Consider the following 19,579-nt stretch of genomic DNA (forward strand, 5'->3'; position numbering starts at 1 on the left):
CACGCACTGGCCACGGCGGCGGCCACATTGCGCCCCGACGAGCTGCGCCGGGTGGCCAACCGCCTCGACGGGTATTTGAATCCCGACGGTGACTACGACGAACACGACCGCGCTCGTAAACGCTTCTTCCACATGGACCCCCAGGGTCCGGACAAGATGACCAGCGGGCGGTTCTGTGTCGAACCCGAACTCGCCGCCTACCTGGAGGCGATCTTCGCCAAATGGGCCAAACCCGGCGCCTGCCACCCCGACGACGAACACCCGGCCGTCGACGAGGAACCCTCCGAGGACGCCGTCAAACGCGACCGCCGCACCACCGGACAACGCCAACACGACGCGCTCAAGGCGTTGTGCCGGGCCATGCTGGCCTCCGGCCAACTCGGCCAGCACCGCGGGCTGCCGGTCACCGTCATCGTCTCCACGACTTTGAAGGAACTCCAAGACGCCACCGGCCACGCCGTCACCGGCGGCGGTGCCCTCCTGCCGATCCGCGACCTCATCCGGCTGGCCGGCCACGCCCACCACTACCTGGTGCTCTTCGACGACCACGGCCGCCCGCTGTATCTGGGCCGGTCCAAACGCATCGCCAGCCCCGATCAACGCATCGTGCTGCACGCCAAAGACCGCGGCTGCACCGCACCCGGCTGCGCCGCCGCCGGCTACCGCTGCCAAGTCCACCACCTCGCCGAATGGGCCGACGGCGGGCCCACCGACATCGACCAACTCACCTTCGCCTGCGACACCCACCACCGCGACATCGACACCGAAAACGGCTGGCAGACAATCAAAGACCCCAAAACCGGGCGCACCCTGTGGATCCCACCCGCCATCCTCGACCCCAACCAACTACCCCGACGCAACAACTACCACCACCCCGGCGAATACCTCACCACCGACGACGACCCCGACGACCAACAACGCCGCGCCGGGTAGCTGCCACTTGATTCGGCGCACCCCCTACAGTGAGACACACAACACGTTGTGCGCTTGTGTAGAGGGGGAATCTTCCGTGGCAATCAGCAACCGCGACCGGATCGACCGTGCGCTGAGTCTGCTCGGCACGGCGCTCGACGCGTTCATAAACCGGGTCGTGGGTCCAGAGCTACCCGCGGGCCTCGACTGGACGGCGCTGCTCGCGGCCAAAGACTCCGGCAAGGGGGCTACGAACAAGACCTACAACCGCCTTGACCCCCAGAACGGGCTGCGGGTCCTCACCGAAAAGGCCACCGCTGCATATAAACCGAGGTGGTACCCGTTCGGACAACACCTGTCTCGCGCTGAGGAGAGCTGGGCCAGCGAACTGCGTGACGTCCGTGATCGTCACGCTCACCACCAACCCTTCTCCGTCGACGACGCCTACCGCGCACTCGACACGACGGAACGGTTCCTGCGCGCGATCGGCGCGCCCAAGGAAGCCGACGAAGTCAACAAGAGTCGAATCGACCTACGCCGCATATCGTCCGAGCAAGAAGACCGAAAGGCGGTCCGCTCCATACCAACTGCGGACGTCGGATCCGAGAACCTCCTACCATGGCGTGAAGTCCTCGTGCCTCACCCCGACGTCGCCAGCGGAAACTTCCACGCCGCCGAGTTCGCAGCCGACCTCGCCATGGTTGCTCGCGGCGAAGGCGACTCCGAATACACCGACCCGGTCGAATTCTTCAGCCGAACCTTCCTCACCGGCGGACTGAGCGACCTCGTCAAACGGATGGCACGTCGCGTCACCGGCGACCGTAACGCCTCGCCAGTCATCAATCTGCAGACCAACTTTGGTGGCGGCAAGACGCACTCGATGCTGGCGCTGTGGCACTTGGCGTCGGGTCGCAGGCTGATCGAATACCCACAGGAACTGCAAGATCTGCTCAAGGACATTCCCTTAGACAGTGTTTCTGGCCGTGTGCAGCGAGTTGCGCTGGTGGGCAACGATCTTGCGCCAGCCGAGCCGCTGGTCAAGCCTGGCGGGATCAGGGTGAACACGCTGTGGGGCGAACTTGCCTGGCAACTCGGTGGACGCGACGCCTACGAGCTGCTTGCCGAGGCCGACCGTACCGCTACCAATCCCGGCCACACCCTGCGTGAGCTGTTCGAGCTCTACAGCCCCGCAGTGATTCTCGTTGACGAGTGGGTTTCCTATGCGCGCCAGCTCTACGGCCGCGACGACCTGCCAGGCGGCACCTTCGACACGCAGTTCACATTCGCTCAGACGCTCACGGAAGCGGCAAAAGCAGTGCCCGGCATCCAGGTGGTCATCTCGATCCCGGCCTCCGATGACGCCAACGACGACACCGGCGCCAGTGACGAAGAAGTCGGCGGCGAATACGGCCGCGAGGCACTGCGCCGCCTGCAAAACGTCGTCCGCCGCACTGCTGATCAGTGGCGCTCGGCCAACCCCGAGGAAAGCTTCGAAATCGTGCGACGGCGCCTGTTCGTGGCACCCGACGGTGCCGCGTTGGCGAAGATCAGCGCGACCGCCAATGCGATGGTCAAGTTCTACCGCGAGCACGACAGCCAGTTCCCCCGCGAGGTGCGGGACAACGCCTACATCGACCGGATCAAACGGTCTTATCCAGTCCACCCCGAGTTGTTCGACCGGCTATATGAGGACTGGTCCACCCTCGACCGTTTCCAGCGCACTCGCGGCGTCCTGCGTTTGATGAACACAGTGGTCGGGGAGCTGTGGCGATCCGATGATGTTGCACCACTGATCATGCCCGGCTCAGTGCCGCTGGCCAACGACAATGTCGTCACCGAGCTCACCCAATACCTCGACGACCGGTGGAAGGCGATCATCGACGCTGACGTCGACGGTTCCAGTTCCACGCCAGCGAAGGTCGACGTCAACCCCCTGTTCGGCAAGCGGCGCGTGACCCGTCGACTCGCACGAGCCACCTTTATCGGCGCGACTCCGACACTGCACACTGCGCACAAGGGCATCGAAAAGGCCCGGATGTTCCTTGGCGTCGCTATCCCGGGCGACGTGCCGGGAAATTTTCACGCCGCGCTCGACAGCCTCTCGAACTCTGCCACCTATCTCTACAACGATGGTGCGAAGTATTGGTATGACACGCAAGCCAATACGACCCGCACCGCGCGCGACTACGCCGAACAACTACACGCCGAAGACGTCTGGCAGGAAGTGGTCAGGCGGCTGGAAGAACACCGGCGCACGAGCTCGGACGGGTTCACCGCCGTCCATGTCGCACCGGGGAATTCCGCTGACGTCCCTGACATTCAGGAAGCGCGACTGGTCATCGTGCCGCCCGCCTTCGCCTACCGCAAGCAGGGCAACGATTCCCCGGCGGCAAAGTGGATCGAAGATGTTCTCCAGCACCGTGGTTCGGCGGCGCGCACGTACGCCAACACGCTTTGCTTCCTCGCTCCCGATGCGACCCGCATCCCCGAACTCGATGTCGCTACCCGCGAATACCTGGCATGGAAGTATGTTGCGTCGAACGCAGTTGCGCTGGATTTGAAGCCGCAGCAAATCGAGCAAGCGGTCAAGCGCAGGGATCGCGCGGATGAAACGGTCCGCCATCGCCTGCTGGACTGTTACACCTGGCTGCTCTACCCCGAACAGATCAGTAGCCCTAAGCCCGTGCTCAGCGCTATCAAGGCGGAGGGAACCACCACCAACCTCGCTGAGCGCGCGGCAAAACGCGCGAAAGATCAGAATCAGCTCGTCACCTCGCGGGCTGCCCCACTTCTGCGTTACGACCTCGATACCCATCTCGCGGCGGTGTGGCAGCGCGACGGACACATCAGCGCGGGCGAGCTTTGGGCGCTCTACACCACCTACGCCTATCTTGCGCGCCTACGCGATCGCACGGTCTTCGAGCATTCCGTGCTCTCGGTCTTCGACCAGATGATCTGGCAGCAGGAAGGTTTCGCGCTCGCTGACTCCTTCGACGGAGAGCAATACCACGGTTTGGTGCTCCCTAGTGACGACGTCACGCCGCCACAAATGATTGACACCTTGCTCCTCGTTGAGCCGAGTCGTGCACTGGCACAGCGCGAGCGCGAGATCGCGGAGTTCTCTGCGCCAGAGCGGGAACCAGCTGAGCAGACCACCAGCGTTACTATTTCGGCTCCGCCAGCCCATGGGTTCGGGAAATCGCCCGCTCCCACGCACGTCGGTCCCAAACCAAAAACCCGCTACTTCGGCTCCCGCACGCTCAACCCTGAAAAGTACGCGGCCGACTTCGGCAAGATCAGTATGGAAGTGCTGCAACACCTGGCCGCTCAGCCAGGTGCGCAGCTCGATGTACGGATCGAAATCTCCGCGACCGCTCCCAATGGATTCGACGACCATCGAATCCGCACCGTCTCGGAGAACGCAACCACTCTGAAGTTCGAGCAGTCCGGATTCGAGGAAGCCTGACCCCTACTTCTGCCCGGCCAACACTTCATACTGCGCGGCCGCCATCTGCTGGGCCTGCGTCAGGTCGGTGCCTTTGTTCTGGACGTCGGTCGCATTGATCTGAGCGACGAACCGGCCGCGGGCGAGCAGGCAGGTGGTCTGCGAATCGCTCATGTTACCGTTGCCGACCCAGCACTTCGCACCGGGCACGCCGACCGGCGCCGGGCCGACGTGCATCGTCTTGCTGAACTGCTTGCCGAACCCGTCGAGCAGCACCTGCGCGCCCTTGTCGTCGCGTGTCCGGTAGACGGTGGAGGCGCCGATCGCGATCCGGTCGGTGCCGGACTGCTGCAGCAGGAGTTGGTCCTGCACCGGGCTGCCCGAGAAGTGCAGGAACCCGCTCGGGCCGTACACCGCCTGCTGGCTGGTGCTGGTCTGGCCCAGCTTCGTCGGCAGCGTCAGGCGCAGCACACCGTCAACGTCGATCGGCAAGTCGGCGAGCTTCGCCGGGTCGGTCGCCGGGAAGGCGTCGATCTTGGGCGTCTGCAGCTTGACGGACCTGGCCACCGACTTGTTGGCCCAATCCTTGGTCGCCGCCAACTCGCTGCCATCATTGCCCTGGAACCAGTCGTAGAGCACGTACGGGCCGTGCACGGTCAGCGCGTCGACGCTGTACTTACCGAAGTAGTCGTGGCTGACGGCGAGAGTGTCGGGCAGCCCCGGAATCTGTGCCTCGGTACCCACATTCGGCGGCGAGGTCGGCGTCGGCGGGTTGATGGTCGGATCGTTCAGGTCCGTGGTCAGGATCGACTGGTGCAGGTCTTGGGCGGCCTTGGCGGCGCTGGCCGGGTCCGCGAAGCGCAGCACCGCGTGCACGGTCGAATGCCCGACGTCGCCAACCTCCCCGGCTGCCGTCGAAAAGCCGGTGACGAAGTTGTCATTGCGGATCGAATCCGGAATCGGCTTGGCCAGAATCGCGCCCAGCGCGGCGGAATTCTTGATCACGTAGGTCCCCATCATGCCGACCTTCGTGAGGTTGATGTCGATGTCGAACGGGTGGATGACGAACTCGGCCATCCGCTGCCCCTCGATGATCGCGCCCATCGCCGGGCTGCCGGCCTTACCGAAGTCGGGCTGCGGGGTGGTGCGGTAAGAGCCGGTGTCGAGCTTGGCGGTCGCGGGACCGCTCGACGCCGCGCGTGCCGACCCCTCGTCCGACTTCGAGCACCCGGACAGGGCGACGGCCGTGACAGCAGCCAGCGCGGAGACTGTCAGCAGAGCAGAGTTGGTCTTCATCAATGGTCCTTACGTCGATTTCCAGGCAGTTCGCACGTTCGATGCACCGAACCCGCGAAAAGTTCCCACCCCGTTGCGCGGCACGGTCGCAGCGCCGCGCGGTCGCGCCCGATATCTTGACAGAAATCTACCGGCCAGCAGGGGAGTGCACGTTTGCAGAGTCCGCAGCCCACACCGGTGCCCAGTGTTGGCCCGGCCGCCGTGCTAGGCGACGCGACCAAGATCCTGCGCACCTTCGGCCTCGACGCCACCGCGGACTTGGCCGAGCGCAAGCTCGCCGCCGGGCCGCCCCTGCGCGCAGTGGTGATCGTCGGGGAGGTCAAGCGCGGAAAGAGCGCACTCGTCAACGCGCTGATCGGCGAACGTGACGCCGCGCCGGTCGATGTCGACGTCGCGACGTCCGCGGTCGTGCAGTTCGTCGCTGCAGATCACGATCATCCCGCTGACGCGGTCGAGCTTGTCTTCCCGGGCAGCGCTCAGCGCGTACCGCGTTCGGAACTTGCCGACTGGGTCACCGCGTCGGGCAAGCACGTCGCCGATCCCCTCGCCGAGTCCCTGCCCACCCGGGCCGTCGTCGCTGTGGACGCGCTCGTCCCGGGCGATCCGATGATCATCGACACCCCGGGCGTGGGCGGGCTCGACCCGATGTATGCCCAGTTGGCCGTGCAATCCACCGAGCGAGCCTGTGTCGTGGTTGTCGTTTGCGACGCCACCTCGCCGATCACGGCCCCCGAAATGAACTTCGTCAAGCAGGCAGTCGCGACGGTGGAGTCGGTGATCGTGGTGGTCACCAAGACCGACAAGAACATTCGCCGGTGGCAGCCCATCGTCGCGGAAAACCAGCGACTGTTGCGTGAGCACCTGCGCCGCGACATTCCGGTGCTCGGCGTCAGCAGTACGCTCGCGGTGGCCGCGGCCCAAATGACTGATCTAGACCGCCGGCACCGCCTCGAACAAGCCTCGGGCGTAACACAATTGCGTGCTCTGATTGCCGCCCGACTGGCGATCGGAAACCAGCTAGGCACTGCCGATGCGCTGCGCACCGCCGCCGAGGGCCTGCGTGAGGTACACAAGCGAATCACCACCGACATCGCGATCACCTCGGACGCACAGGTCGCGGTTCCCGACCTCACCGCCGAGCGTGACCGGCTCCAGAAGCTCAAAGATCAAGCCTCGCAATGGGAACACTATCTTGCGCGCGACATGACGCTCGCCCGGCAGGCCGCGATGAATCACCTCGACGAGCAACTCGAGCAGGTCCGTACCAAGTGGAACAAGCGCCTGGCCAAGAACGGCTTTGCGGTCCTGCGCCGAAACCCGCAGGTATTCACCGCCGAGATCGAGGCAGACCTGCTTGCCGCCATGACCGCGACCTGCCAGCTGTATCTCGACCGCTTGCAAGAGATCGTCACTCCGCTGTGCAGCGGACCCGAAGACTGGCAGGCCATTTCGGAATTCGTTGTTGCCGCACTGCAAGTCGGACCTCTCAATGCCGGTGAGGTGGCCAAGAAGCGACAAAACTTGCTCGATCCGACCGTCTTGTCCATGGGGACGCTCGGCACCAGTGCGCTCGGGACAATGCTGGGCATCGGACCGCTGGCCGGGGTGCTGTGGATCGCCGTCAATCTGTCCTACCGCGCCATGCGTAACGGCAAACAGCACCTGTTGACCTGGCTTCGAGAAACGTTGGTACTCGCCAAGACTCAGGTCGGTCGGATGCTGGAAGCCGCCACTTCGATTGCCCGGCCGGAAATCGTCATCCGCTACCGCGAGGATCTGCGCAGACAAATGGAAACCGTGCAGCGCCAACTCGCCGAGGCCGCGGAGGCCGCCAAGATGGATGCCGCGAAACGGGACGCGACGCTCAAGCGCCTGGCCAGCAACCAACGTGCGGTCACCGCCCGCCTCAACGCCTTGGAGAGCGAAATCGCCGCGCTGACAGCGGGACTGGCATCATGAACGACCCACTTGTCGCCGTGCTGGACCGGTCGTTGCACGCGCTGGCGGGACTGAGCCCGGATCTTGTCCCGCACGCGAACCGGATCGGCGCGATGCTGTGGTCGCCGCCGCGGATCGTGGTGGTCGGTCGGCTCAAGGCCGGTAAGTCGACGCTGGTCAATGCGTTGATCGGGGCGCCGATCGCCGAGACCGCCGCGCTCGAGGCCACGAACGTGGTCACCGTCTACCGCGACGGCGCACCCTCGCGGGCAGAAATCGTCGGGCACGACGGCACCAGGCACATCGTCGCGATCGACAACACGGCGGCGCCGCACACCATCGACCCACTGCAAACCGCCTGGGTGGACCGGTATCTGCCGTCCGCGGCGATCCGCGACATCAGCCTCATCGACACCCCAGGCCTGGCGACGCTGACGGTGGCGAACGCCGACACGACCCGCCGGGCGTTGATCGACGGCTTCGCGCAGACCCAGTCCGCCTCGGTCGACGCCGACGCCGCCGTCTTCCTCTTCGACTCGGCGCCACGGGCCGACGAAATGGAATTCATTGCGCGACTCGGGTTTACCCCGCTGAACACGCTGGGCGTGCTCTCCCGCGCGGACGGATTCGGGGAAGGTGCGTTCGGTGCTCGCGACCCCATCGAGCACGCGAGCCGGCACGCCGAGGCGTTGGCCGCGAAGCTGCAAGGGCAGGTGCTGACGGTAGTCCCGGTCGCCGGATTGCTCGCCGAGTCGACGCGCACCGGCCGCATCACCGAGGCCGACGCCAGAGCCTTGTCCCCGCTGGCCGGGATCGACGGCTGGGATCTTTACAGCCTGCTCAACTCCACCGACCCGCACCCGCTTTCGCCACAGCAGCGTGATCGGCTGCTCGACATCGTGGGGGAGTACGGCGTCGTGCGCGGACGGGCCGTCGCCGCCGGCGGCGCCCACGCCCTGGCCACCTGGCTCGACCAGGCCAGCGGTATCAGTGCGCTGCAGTCGGTGCTCTACGCGACCATCGGCTGGTTCGCGGCTATCCATCGAGCGGGGCGGATCCTGGCCCAACTCGAAGCGCTCACCTATAGCCATCCAGCGCGGGAACAGATCCGCTCGATCACCCGGCAGGTGCGGGCTGACCCCGCGATGAACCCGGTGCTGTTGCTCGACGCGCTGAAATCCATGCTCGCCACCGATCCGGCGTCGCCCGTGGTGGCCGAACTGGTTGCGGTCTTGCGGGCGACCACGGATGCACAACGCGTCGGCGCGGCCGGTGATGCCACTGTCGAGCAGCTGCTCGCTGCGACGATCGACAGGCGCAACCGGGTCGCCCACGCTGCGGTCGCCACCCGCAGCGCGGCCGAAGACGCCGCATTGACTGCGCTGGCCAGCGCCTACGACCTGCAGCGCCGCCGCCTCAGCGCGTTGACGGGCGATCTGCACCGATAGGATCGGTGCCTGGCGGCGGGAAGGAGCGGTAGGGACTCATGGACGAATCCGAACTGCTCGCGCTGTGCCGGGAAGGACATTCCCACGCGTTTGCCGAGTTGGCGGGGCGGTGCAAACACGCCATGTGGTCGATCAGCTACCAGATCACCGGCAACGTCGAGGACGCCCAGGACGTCATGCAGGAGGCACTGACTGCGGCGTGGCAGAACCTGCACCGCTTCCGCGGCGAATCGGGCTTTCGCACCTGGATGTACCAGATCGCCAGAAATGCTGCGCTGCAGCATGTTCGGCGCCGCCGTGAAATTCTGCATGACAATCCCGACGACGAGATCCTGCTCGCCGACGACGCGCCCAGCACGGCAGACCGGGTGGTCGACGTGGACGCCGTGCGCTGGGCACTGACCCAACTACCCGAGGACTTCCGCGAGGCGCTCGTGCTGCGCGAATACGCCGACCTGTCGTATGCCGAGATCGCCGAGGCGCAGGGCGTGCCGGTCCAGACCGTTCGCAGCCGGATCAACCGGGCGCGCAACAAGGTCGTCGAGCTGCTGACGCCGTCGCAGCTGCTCTGAGGTCGACGCAGCCGGGTGCCGACCAGCGGTCATGGAATACTTGCCGCTCGGAAAGCAGTTGGGAGGTGGTTCGGTGGCGTCGGGTTGGGCACTGGCGATCGATTTCGGGACGTCGAATACCGCGGCTGCGCAGCTGGCGGCCGGTTCGAATGCCGTTGATGCCGTCGCGCTGTCGCACGCGAGCAACCTCATGTCGTCGGCGGTCTACGTCGAGGGCCCCGAGTCGATCCTGGTCGGCGATGTCGCGCTCGACCGCGCGCTGGGCAACCCGGCAGCGTTCCTGCCCGCCCCGAAGCGCACGATCAGCCATGGCATGACTTACGTGGCCGGTTACGACCTGCCCAGTTCGATGCCGGTGGCTGCGGTGCTGCGATCGGTGATCTCCCGGGCTGTCGCCCAGCATGCGGGTCAGTTCCCCGAGCGGGTGGTGTTGACTCACCCGGAAGCCTGGTCACGGCCTGAAGTCGACGTGCTCATCGACGCCGCACGGCGGGCCGGGGTTCCCGTCGAGCGGATCGCCACCGTGTCCGAACCCCGGGCGGCTGCGGCCTGGTACGCCCGGTCGGCGTCGACGCCCACCGGCGCCCGTATCGCCGTGTTCGACTTCGGCGGCGGCACGCTCGATGTCGCCGTGTTGGCCGCGGCAGCCGACGGCACGTTCAGCGTGCTCTCGGCGCGCGGCGACAACGGACTGGGCGGCAAGAACCTCGACAGCTTCATCCGTCGCTGGGTCGACGACCAACTGCAGCAACGCAATGCGCGATTGCTTGCGACGATGCGTGCGGGGGCAAGCCCCGATTCTGTTCGCATGCTCGACGACTCGATCCGCCGCGCCAAAGAACTGTTGTCGGAGGCGCCGTCGGCGAGCATCGCCGTCACCGTGGGCGGCGAGCGGGAAGTGTTCGTGCTCACCCGGGAGGAATTCGACGACATTATCGGGCCCGAGATCGACCGCGCGGTGGCGCTGACCCGGGCGGCGCTTGCGGATGCGGGTGTCGGCGCCGACGGTGTGCAAGCGCTCTACCTGACCGGTGGTTCGTCGCGAATTCCGTTGGTGCACTCCCGGCTCGGCCAGCTCGGCGCCATCGCTACCCTCGACGACCCGAAGACTGTGGTCGCCAAAGGCGCGCTCGTCGCGTTGGCGGCGGGAGCGGCAACGCCGGCGGTCGCGCGCCCAGAACCGCCACAACGCCCGGCACCACAGGCACCCGCGCCGCGAACTGTTGCGCCGCCAGCGGCGGTGCAGGCGCCGGGTCCGTCCGCTCCGCCGAAGAACCGCCGGAAGCTGGTGCTGGCCGCGGTGGGAATAGCGGTGGTCGCAGTTGCGGTGGGCGTCGGAATTGTCGTCAGCACCCGCGGTGGCGACAGTTCGCCGAATGTGCCCGCGGTCAGCGAATCACGTTCGCCGGCCGCAGATGAGCAGGCGATTCGGGACCTGATCGGCAAGTACATCGTCGCCGTCAACAACTCCGACCACGCTACGTTGACCGCGCTGCGGTGCTCGAGTTTTGTCGCCGAGACGACCACCACCGATCCGTTCGACGCCGCACCGAACACCACGAAGTACACGGTGACGCTGCAATCGGTGTCCTCGCTGACGATCATCGGCGACAACGCCACCGCACGGGCAACGGTCAACAGCGTCGCCCAGACCGCCGGCGCCACCCCCTCGTCGATCGACTTGCTCTTCGATCTCAGCAGGGAAGGCGGGCAGTGGAAGGTGTGCCGGGCGGAATAGCCGCGAAAACTTTTCACGAACCCGGGAACTTTCCGCAGTGAGCGTGCATCTCACCTTCGACAAGCCGAGAACAACGTCTTGGCGACAACAAGGGAGGCACCACATGTCCGGCAACACCAACTCCAGCACCAACGACGACCCGACGACCGGCACCAGCGACTACTCGAGCACCTATCCGAGCACGACCGGCAGCAACGATTACTCAGGCACTGACAGCCACTCGGGCACGCCGGGTTTCGGCGCCTACAGCGCTTCGGAGACGACGGTGACGACCACCACGGTGACCCGCACGTCCGTGTTCGGTGTCGGGGGAACAGATCCGTCCACCGACGACACCTCGTCTTCCTCGTACGGCACCCACGACCCCGCCTACTCGTCGAGCGATTCCTACCCTTCGGCAAGCTCCACACACGACACCAGCGGCACGTCTTCGCACGGCTACGTCCCGGTCGACCTTGACGGCGACGGCTCTGCCGACACCGTGGTCCCGATGGGCGACGACGCAAGCGGATACTCCGCGGGTGACTACGGCTCCGACGGCCAGGGCCCGACCGGCACCGGCGTGGCCGTCGAGCACTACGAGTTCGAGACCACCTCGCACTACGACTACACGGCCGCCTACGCCGACGGTTCGAGCTTCGACACTCCCGAGACCGACCCCAGCAGCCACTACGGCAGCGGCGACACCGACGACTACTCGGACCTGCACCAGGGCCACGGGCAGTACTGAACACCGACCCGAACAAGGTGACCACGGTGCACACCTTCGACACCGACCCGGCCGAAGATCCGGGTACGGACTGGTTCGACAGCGGGTGGTTCGACGACAGCGTCAGCGCTGCATCGGGCCACTCGCTGCTCGACGACGCACTCGGCGGGATAGAGGAACTGCTGCGGTCGATCACCGGGTGGCTGCATGAGCCGACCCCGCCGGGCGCGCACGAGGAACACGCCGCGCCCGCCGACGGAATCGATGGCAACCCGACCGCATGGCAGGCGGACTGGTTCTTTCAGGGCCGCGACGGGTATTGCGGGCCGTCGAGCATTGCCCAGGTCGTTTCCGAATACACCGGAGTGCACGCGCACAATCCGCAGGAGATGGTCGATCATGCCGTCGCATTGGGCGTGTTCGATCCGGACCACCCAGAGCAGGGGATGAGCTTCCAGGGCATGCAACGCTTGATGCAGGATGAGGGTGTGCCGTGCCACCTCGAACACAGCTCGATGAGCGATCTCGAAGCCAAATTGGACGATGGATACGGCGTGATCGCCATGGTCAACGCGGGCGCGATCTGGGGCGCCGGGCACGATTCGGGTCATGGCGCCGACCACGCGCTGGTGGTCGCCGGCATCGATCGGGAGCACGGAACCGTGATCCTGTCGGACCCGGGAAACCCGAACGGAAATCAGGAAACGGTGCCGATCAGCCAGTTCGAACAAGCCTGGCAGGCCTCGGGTGACACGATGCTGGTCGCGGACAATCCCGATCCCGACCTCGCGGACAGTTCGGCAACCGACACAGCCGACGCGGTGTATCAGCGCTGGGCCATCGCCGACCTGACCGCAGCGCACTGACATTGCCCGACCAGAAAGGACCACCGCGATGGGCGAGCCCGACTCGGATCCCAGTCTGTGGGAGATGCTTGGCATCCCGCGAGATTCGGTGCTGCCCGAACTCGATGACGATGCCTGGGACCGGGTCGTGCACGCAGCCGTTGACCCGGCCGCACCGGAAGTCGATGACACGCTCGTGCCGGTGCATGATCCGGCCGACGACCCGGCCAGCTGGTCGGGCGACGATCTCACCGATCATGCGTCTCTCGACGCCCACGATGCCGGCGGTCACCACGATGGCATCGGTGACCTCGGGTGGGCCGACGACACGGGACACCAGCACGACCACGGTGTCCACGACCACGGGGTCCATGACCATGACGCGCATGACCAGGGCGACCACGACCCCGGACACGACAGCGGGTTCGGCTATGGCTTCGACGACGGCAGCCAGCACGAGTTCTGAACCCGGCTTGCCGCACCTGCGCGGTTGGAATAGGGCAGGATAGGAGAGCCGTCCCGCGCGTAGGCGGGATGGCTGTTTCGTGTGGCGCGCCACCCGCAGACGAGTTCACCCCGTGAGGAGATCCATGAGCCAACCGCACTCGGACGGTCCCCGTCACCCGTATCGCCGCGTGCTGCTCAAGCTCGGCGGCGAAATGTTCGGCGGCGGCAAAGTCGGGCTCGACCCGGACGTGGTGACCACGGTTGCCGCGCAGATCGCCGAGGTGGTCAAGTCCGGCGTCGAGGTGGCTGTGGTGATCGGCGGCGGCAACTTCTTCCGCGGCGCCGAACTCGAGGAGCGTGGCCTCGAGCGCGCCCGCTCGGACTACATGGGCATGCTCGGAACCGTGATGAATTCGCTTGCGCTGCAGGATTTTCTGGAGAAGCAGGGAGTTCAGACGCGGGTGCAGACGGCGATCACCATGGGTCAGGTGGCCGAGCCGTACCTGCCGCTGCGGGCGCGTCGTCACTTGGAGAAGGGCCGCGTGGTCATTTTCGGTGCCGGCATGGGGATGCCCTACTTCTCCACGGACACCACGGCCGCCCAGCGTGCGCTCGAGATCGGCGCCGAAGTGGTCTTGATGGCCAAGGCCGTGGACGGCGTGTACAGCGCGGACCCGCGAATCGACCCCGATGCGACGCTGTTCACGGAGATCACCCACCGCGAGGTGATCGAGCGCGGTCTCAAAGTCGCCGACGCGACCGCGTTCAGTCTGTGTATGGACAACCAGATGCCGATGCTCGTGTTCAACCTGCTCACCGAGGGGAATATCGCTCGCGCAGTGTCCGGTGAGAAGATCGGAACATTAGTCCGGTCATGATCGCGGCGGAAAAACCGCCGATCGTGACGCCAGCAGTTTCATGGGAGGAAGCAACCGTGATTGATGAAGCCCTCTTCGACGCCGAGGAGAAGATGGAAAAGGCAGTCGCGGTAGCCAGGGACGATCTCGGCGGCATTCGGACGGGTCGGGCGAACCCCGGCATGTTCAACCGGATCGTCGTCGACTACTACGGCGCGCCCACCCCGATCACCCAGCTGTCCAGCATCAATGTGCCCGAGGCGCGGCTGGTGGTCATCAAGCCCTACGAGCAGTCCCAGCTCGGCCCGATCGAGACAGCGATCCGCAACTCCGACTTGGGCGTGAACCCGACCAACGACGGCAATCTCATCCGCATCGCGGTCCCGCAACTCACCGAGGAACGCCGCCGCGAACTGGTCAAGCAAGCCAAGAGCAAGGGCGAGGACGCGAAGGTCGCCATCCGCAACGTCCGGCGCAAGGCCAACGAGGAGCTGCACCGCATCCAGAAAGACGGTGAAGCCGGCGAAGATGACGTTCTCCGCGCCGAAAAGGAACTCGACAAGACCACGGCGCGCTACGTTGGGCAGGTTGATGAGCTTGTCAAGCACAAGGAAGCCGAACTGCTCGAGGTTTAGCCCCCCACCGCGACACGAATCGACCCGGTAGATGAGCGTGCCCACACACGAAGACCCCGTCGAGCAGGACGGCTCTGCAGTCACCGCCAACAAGGCGCCGGATCCGGAGTCCGGCGCGCCGGCCACGCCTGAGAAGAAGCCTTCGCGCGCCGGCCGGAACCTGCCCGCGGCACTCGGTGTCGGCTTTGGCCTCGGCATCTCCTTGATCTTGGTGCTGGTCTTTGTGCCCAAGGTGATGATTCCGATCGTCGCCGTCGCGATGGCAATCGCGACCTGGGAGGTGACCCAGCGGCTGCGGGAAGCAGACGTGCAGGTGCCGCGGATTCCGTTGCTGGTCGGCGGGCAGGCGATGATCTGGCTTGCGTGGCCGTACGGCACCACCGGCACGCTCGGCGCCTTCGCTGCGACCGTGCTTGTCACGATGACCTGGCGGTTGTTCGACCACGGCCTGCACGCGACACCTAAGAACTATCTGCGCGACACGGCGGTCGCGGTGTTCGTCGCCGCGTGGATCCCGTTGCTGGCCTCGTTCGCGACACTGCTGGTTCTCGAGGACGACGGCGGCAAGCGGGTGCTCACCTTCATGATCGGTGTGGTCTGCTCCGACGTCGGCGGATACGCCGCCGGGGTGCTGTTCGGTAAGCATCCGATGGTTCCGGCCATCAGTCCGAAGAAGTCCTGGGAAGGTTTCGCCGGATCATTGCTGTTCACGATCGTCGGCGAGGTGCTGACGGTCACCTTCCTCCTCGGTGCGAGTTCGTGGATCGGCGTAGTGCTCGGCGTGGGACTGGTGATCGTGGCGACGCTGGGAGACCTGCTGGAATCGCAGTTCAAGCGCGACCTCGGCATCAAGGACATGGGCACCCTGCTGCCCGGCCACGGCGGCATCATGGACCGGCTGGACTCGTTGCTGCCCTCGGCATTCGTCTCGTGGGCGGTCTTCTCTGCGCTGATCTAGCGCTGCCATGCCGATCATCCCCAGCCCCGACATCTGGTACTGGCCCGATGTCTACGAGCGGGAAAACGCCGCCCAGGACGTCGACGGTGTCATCTTCGCGACATTGCGGGAAGTGGCCGACTGGACCGGTCGCGACGTCGTGGACATCGGTTGCGGCACCGGATTCCACCTGCCGATCTTCGCCCGTGACGCACGATCCGTCCTCGGCGTGGAACCGCACGCCAAGTTGCGCAAGATCGCGGCCGACCGCGTCGCCGGAACTGGGATCGGTGTGTTGGCTGGCTCCGCCGAGGCGTTGCCGCTGCCCGATTCCAGCGTGGACGTCCTGCATGCGCGCACCGCGTACTTCTTCGGCGCCGAATCGGCACCCGGGCTCGCCGAGGCCAACCGGGTTTTGCGGCCCGGGGGAGTGCTGGTCATCGTCGACCTCGATACAACTGCCCACGATTACGGTTCGTGGATGCGCGCGGACCTGCCGCATTACAACGCCGTGGCGGTGGAAAGGTTCTTCGCGGACAACGGATTCGACCTGCGCCGCGTCGACACCCGCTGGGAATTCCCAGACCGGCCGACCCTTGCCTGGGTGCTGGCAATCGAGTTCACGGCCGCGACGGCCGCGCGCGCGTTGGTATCCACGCCCGGGCTGGCCCTGACCGTGCGCTACCGCATCCACACCCGAGTCAAGCCGCGCGGCTTAGCGTTGCGGTAGCTTCGGCCCGCGCTTGGCGACCCGCCTGATCTGCACGATCCGCGCCCCACCGACCACCGTCATGATGAGCGCGCCCACGATCGCCGATAGCAACACGGTCACTCCGAGCGGCAGCGACACGTCCCAGAAATACAAGTGAATCTGGACCGTGTCGAGGTTCTGCAGGATGAACACGAGCAGCAGAATCAGCACAATGATGCCGACCACCAGGCCGGTCCACGCCCAGCTGACCCGGGTTCGTTCGATCTTGATCTTTCCGTGGTCCACCGGCGGGGTGTATGCGGGCTCGCCGGGTTCCTCGGGCGGCTGCTGGGGATCCGTCGACATAACTCGATCTTGACCTAGCCTGTGGCGCAATGCACGCCATCTTTGATGAATTCGCCAGTCTGTTACCCGGAATGGGACACTGGGAAAACTATGGCTGCCTCCCTCCCGTTGGTTTTCGACGCCCCGCGCCGCGGGATGCCGCCGCGGCACCTGGCCGACCTCGACGCCGACGGCCTGCGTGCGGCGGTCCGCGAACTGGGCCTGCCCGCGTTTCGCGCCGACCAGTTGGCCCGGCACTACTACGGCCGGCTGGAAGCCGATCCCGAGCAGATGACCGATCTACCGGCAGCAGCGCGCACCCGCGTGGGTGAAGCCTTGTTCCCGCCGCTGCTGACGCCCGTTCGCGAGATCAGCTGCGACGACGGTCAGACCCAGAAAACGCTGTGGCGGGCCGGCGACGGCACGCTGCTCGAAAGCGTTTTGATGCGCTACGGCGGCGGTGCTGATCGGTCGCTTCGCGGGCTGCGCTCCGGTGCTGACGGGTCCCGGTCCGCGCGGGCGACTCTGTGCATCTCCAGCCAGGCCGGCTGCGGCATGGCGTGCCCCTTCTGCGCCACCGGGCAGGGTGGGTTGCAACGCAATCTGTCGACTGCGGAAATCGTTGACCAGGTGCGGGCGGCGTCAGCGACCATGCGTGACCTTGGGGAGCGCCTGTCGAACATCGTCTTCATGGGCATGGGTGAGCCGCTGGCCAACTACAAGCGCGTGGTCGCTGCAGTCCGGCGCATCGTGTCGCCCGCACCCGCGGGCTTCGGCATCTCGGCCCGGTCGGTGACGGTGTCGACCGTCGGGCTGGCGCCCGCGATCCGCAAGCTAGCCGACGAGGGCCTGAGCGTCACCCTCGCGGTCTCCCTACATACCCCCGACGACGAGCTGCGCGACACCCTCGTGCCCGTCAACAATCGCTGGCCGGTCGCGGAGGTGCTCGACGCCGCCAAGTACTACGCGGACCGGACCGGGCGGCGGGTTTCGATCGAATACGCCCTGATCCGCGACGTGAACGACCAACCGTGGCGGGCGGATCTGCTCGGCAAGAAACTGCATAAAGCGCTCGGGCCGCTGGTGCACGTGAACCTGATTCCGCTCAATCCCACCCCCGGCAGCGAATGGGATGCCAGTCCCAGACCGCGGCAGGACGAATTCGTGCGCCGGGTGCAGGCCCAGGGCGTCACCTGCACAGTCCGCGACACGCGCGGTCGTGAGATTGCCGCCGCGTGCGGTCAGCTGGCCGCGGAGGGTTGAGCGCTTAGTTCTTCAGGCCGATCCGCGTCGCATTGCCTGAACAAGAACACGCTCAAGTGGGCAGACGTTTAGACGAGCGTCCAATTGCCCATCCCCATGCCGTGAGCTTCGATCTGACCTTGACTCCGGCGCAGCACGAGCTCGTGGAGCGCACCCACCGCTTCGCCGAGGAGGTGGTGCGACCGGTCGCCGCGGAATACGACGCCAAGCAGGAATTCCCGTGGCCCGTGCTGGAAGAAGCTGCGAAGCAGGGCTTCTACAGTCCACTTTTCTACCGGGACCTGATCGGCGACAAGACCGGCCTGTCCCTGCCGGTGTTCATGGAAGAGCTGTTTTGGGGTTGCGCGGGAATCGGGCTATCGATCGTCATGCCGGCTCTGGCGCTGTCGGCAATCGGGCAGGCCGCCACGCCTGAGCAGATGCTGCGTTGGGCGCCGGAGTGCTTCGGTGAACCCGGCGACATCAAGCTCGCTGCCCTGGCGATCTCCGAACCGCAAGGCGGCAGCGACGTCCGAAACCTGCGCACCCAGGCCCGGCGCGACGGCGATGACTGGGTGATCAGCGGCCACAAGATGTGGATCGGCAACGGCGGCATCGCGAACGTGCACGTGGTGAACGCTGTCGTCGACCCGGAACTCGGTCACCGCGGGCAGGCGCTGTTCATCGTGCCCGGCGGCACGCCTGGCCTGGAACTGGTCCGCAAGCTCGACAAGTTGGGCTGCCGGGCCTCGCACACCGCGGAGTTGCTCTTCGACGAATGCCGGGTGCCTGCCGAGAATCTGCTCGGCGGCGAGGAGCGACTGCAGCGCAAACTCGAGCATGTCCGCGAGCGAATGTCCGGCCGCGACGGCAAACGCTCCTCAGGATCGGCAACGCTGAGCACCTTCGAGCAGACTCGACCGATGGTCGCCGCCCAGGCGCTCGGAATCGCACGTGCCGCTTTGGAATTCGCCACCAACTACGCCAACAAAAGGGAGGCGTTCGGTGCGCCGATCATCGACAACCAGGGTGTGTCGTTTCCGCTCGCGGACCTGGCCACACAGATAGACGCTGCGCGTCTGCTGACTTGGCGGGCGTCGTGGATGGCCGCGAACGGGATTGAACTGACCCGAGGTGAGGGCTCGATGGCGAAGCTGGCCGCGAGCGAGGTCGCGGTTCGCGCCACCGAACAGGCGATTCAAACGTGCGGAGGGTGGGGCTACATCACCGATAATCCGCTGGAGAAGTGGTACCGCGACGCGAAGCTCTACACCATTTTCGAGGGCACCAGCGAGATCCAGCGCCTCGTCATCGGGCAGTCCCTCGGCGCGGCAGACGGCGCCCCGCCGCTGCACGTCGACATGGAGCCCGAAGGGTTCGCCTTCGGTCGGCACTTCGGTCGCGGCAGCAGGCTGCGAACCCGGCTTGGACAGGCCGCGATAAGCGCGAAAGACAAAGTGCCACAGCCGGTGTTGCGACAGGCGATGCGAGTGCTCAGCCCGCCGGGGCGTTAATACACCCC

Annotated in this window: 17 protein-coding genes; 15 read left to right on the forward strand and 2 right to left on the reverse strand. The window is 65.9% G+C overall.

Annotated features, from left to right (window positions below; all coding sequences use genetic code 11):
• Together FOS14_RS22745 and FOS14_RS22750 are read left to right on the forward strand one after the other, a co-directional pair.
• On the forward strand, nt 1-933 hold a 933-nt coding region (locus FOS14_RS22745; protein ID WP_143770502.1), incomplete at its 5' end, for an HNH endonuclease signature motif containing protein.
• A gap of 76 nt (nt 934-1,009) precedes the next feature.
• Nucleotides 1,010-4,378, forward strand: a complete 3,369-nt coding sequence (locus FOS14_RS22750) for a DUF499 domain-containing protein (protein WP_143773147.1) — start codon at nt 1,010-1,012, stop codon at nt 4,376-4,378.
• 3 nt (nt 4,379-4,381) lie between these two features.
• Here the strand turns inward: FOS14_RS22750 and FOS14_RS22755 are convergent, their stop codons facing one another.
• Entirely contained in the window at nt 4,382-5,653 is a 1,272-nt protein-coding gene (locus FOS14_RS22755; RefSeq protein WP_143773148.1) for a hypothetical protein, read from the reverse strand.
• 177 nt (nt 5,654-5,830) lie between these two features.
• Between FOS14_RS22755 and FOS14_RS22760 the strand changes: the two genes are divergently transcribed.
• From FOS14_RS22760 to FOS14_RS22810, 11 genes are all read left to right on the forward strand, one after another.
• Entirely contained in the window at nt 5,831-7,612 is a 1,782-nt protein-coding gene (locus FOS14_RS22760; RefSeq protein WP_255450536.1) for a dynamin family protein, read from the forward strand.
• Entirely contained in the window at nt 7,609-9,039 is a 1,431-nt protein-coding gene (locus tag FOS14_RS22765; protein ID WP_143773149.1) for a dynamin family protein, read from the forward strand. Before FOS14_RS22760 ends, FOS14_RS22765 begins: the two co-directional genes overlap by 4 nt.
• Nucleotides 9,040-9,077: 38 nt before the next feature.
• Nucleotides 9,078-9,611: an RNA polymerase sigma factor gene (locus FOS14_RS22770; protein WP_143773150.1), complete on the forward strand. Its 534-nt coding sequence runs from the start codon at nt 9,078-9,080 to the stop codon at nt 9,609-9,611.
• Nucleotides 9,612-9,642: 31 nt separating this feature from the next.
• On the forward strand, nt 9,643-11,349 hold the full coding sequence (locus tag FOS14_RS22775; RefSeq protein WP_143773151.1) for an Hsp70 family protein: 1,707 nt from the start codon (nt 9,643-9,645) through the stop codon (nt 11,347-11,349).
• Nucleotides 11,350-11,452: 103 nt separating this feature from the next.
• Complete coding sequence (locus FOS14_RS22780; RefSeq protein ID WP_143773152.1) at nt 11,453-12,079, forward strand: hypothetical protein; 627 nt, start codon at nt 11,453-11,455, stop codon at nt 12,077-12,079.
• Between the two features lie 26 nt (nt 12,080-12,105).
• Entirely contained in the window at nt 12,106-12,924 is an 819-nt protein-coding gene (locus FOS14_RS22785) for a C39 family peptidase (RefSeq protein ID WP_185981904.1), read from the forward strand.
• 28 nt (nt 12,925-12,952) lie between these two features.
• On the forward strand, nt 12,953-13,369 hold the full coding sequence (locus tag FOS14_RS25340) for a hypothetical protein (protein ID WP_255450537.1): 417 nt from the start codon (nt 12,953-12,955) through the stop codon (nt 13,367-13,369).
• Nucleotides 13,370-13,493: 124 nt separating this feature from the next.
• Nucleotides 13,494-14,228 carry a UMP kinase gene (pyrH, locus tag FOS14_RS22795; protein ID WP_143773154.1) on the forward strand — a complete coding sequence of 245 codons (735 nt, stop codon included), beginning with the start codon at nt 13,494-13,496 and terminating at the stop codon, nt 14,226-14,228.
• A 56-nt stretch (nt 14,229-14,284) separates the two neighbouring features.
• Complete coding sequence (gene frr / locus FOS14_RS22800) at nt 14,285-14,842, forward strand: ribosome recycling factor (RefSeq protein WP_143773155.1); 558 nt, start codon at nt 14,285-14,287, stop codon at nt 14,840-14,842.
• 31 nt (nt 14,843-14,873) lie between these two features.
• Nucleotides 14,874-15,800 carry a phosphatidate cytidylyltransferase gene (locus tag FOS14_RS22805; RefSeq protein ID WP_143773156.1) on the forward strand — a complete coding sequence of 309 codons (927 nt, stop codon included), beginning with the start codon at nt 14,874-14,876 and terminating at the stop codon, nt 15,798-15,800.
• A 7-nt stretch (nt 15,801-15,807) separates the two neighbouring features.
• A complete protein-coding gene (locus FOS14_RS22810; RefSeq protein WP_143773157.1) occupies nt 15,808-16,509 on the forward strand; it encodes a class I SAM-dependent methyltransferase in 702 nt (233 codons plus the stop codon).
• Here FOS14_RS22810 and FOS14_RS22815 read toward each other — a convergent pair.
• Entirely contained in the window at nt 16,495-16,836 is a 342-nt protein-coding gene (locus FOS14_RS22815; RefSeq protein WP_143773158.1) for a lipopolysaccharide assembly LapA domain-containing protein, read from the reverse strand. The two genes, FOS14_RS22810 and FOS14_RS22815, sit on opposite strands and share 15 nt — an antisense overlap.
• Nucleotides 16,837-16,926: 90 nt before the next feature.
• On the opposite strand from FOS14_RS22815, the gene rlmN reads away from it, so the two are divergent.
• Complete coding sequence (gene rlmN, locus FOS14_RS22820; protein ID WP_143773159.1) at nt 16,927-18,078, forward strand: 23S rRNA (adenine(2503)-C(2))-methyltransferase RlmN; 1,152 nt, start codon at nt 16,927-16,929, stop codon at nt 18,076-18,078.
• Nucleotides 18,079-18,179: 101 nt separating this feature from the next.
• A complete protein-coding gene (locus tag FOS14_RS22825) occupies nt 18,180-19,571 on the forward strand; it encodes an acyl-CoA dehydrogenase family protein (protein WP_143773160.1) in 1,392 nt (463 codons plus the stop codon).
• Nucleotides 19,572-19,579: the final 8 nt, after the last annotated feature.

The sequence above is a fragment of the Skermania sp. ID1734 genome, from assembly GCF_007489285.1.
Taxonomy (GTDB): domain Bacteria; phylum Actinomycetota; class Actinomycetes; order Mycobacteriales; family Mycobacteriaceae; genus ID1734.

What these genes read in the sequence shown, in the direction of transcription:
- FOS14_RS22765 (WP_143773149.1), top strand. Translation starts at nt 7,609, where the DNA reads ATGAACGACCCACTTGTCGCCGTGCTGGACCGGTCGTTGCACGCGCTG.
- rlmN (WP_143773159.1), top strand. Translation starts at nt 16,927, where the DNA reads ATGGCTGCCTCCCTCCCGTTGGTTTTCGACGCCCCGCGCCGCGGGATG.
- FOS14_RS22770 (WP_143773150.1), top strand. Translation starts at nt 9,078, where the DNA reads ATGGACGAATCCGAACTGCTCGCGCTGTGCCGGGAAGGACATTCCCAC.
- FOS14_RS25340 (WP_255450537.1), top strand. Translation starts at nt 12,953, where the DNA reads ATGGGCGAGCCCGACTCGGATCCCAGTCTGTGGGAGATGCTTGGCATC.
- pyrH (WP_143773154.1), top strand. Translation starts at nt 13,494, where the DNA reads ATGAGCCAACCGCACTCGGACGGTCCCCGTCACCCGTATCGCCGCGTG.
- FOS14_RS22815 (WP_143773158.1), bottom strand. Translation starts at nt 16,836, where the DNA reads ATGTCGACGGATCCCCAGCAGCCGCCCGAGGAACCCGGCGAGCCCGCA.
- FOS14_RS22775 (WP_143773151.1), top strand. Translation starts at nt 9,643, where the DNA reads ATGGAATACTTGCCGCTCGGAAAGCAGTTGGGAGGTGGTTCGGTGGCG.
- FOS14_RS22755 (WP_143773148.1), bottom strand. Translation starts at nt 5,653, where the DNA reads ATGAAGACCAACTCTGCTCTGCTGACAGTCTCCGCGCTGGCTGCTGTC.
- FOS14_RS22805 (WP_143773156.1), top strand. Translation starts at nt 14,874, where the DNA reads ATGAGCGTGCCCACACACGAAGACCCCGTCGAGCAGGACGGCTCTGCA.
- FOS14_RS22780 (WP_143773152.1), top strand. Translation starts at nt 11,453, where the DNA reads ATGTCCGGCAACACCAACTCCAGCACCAACGACGACCCGACGACCGGC.
- FOS14_RS22810 (WP_143773157.1), top strand. Translation starts at nt 15,808, where the DNA reads ATGCCGATCATCCCCAGCCCCGACATCTGGTACTGGCCCGATGTCTAC.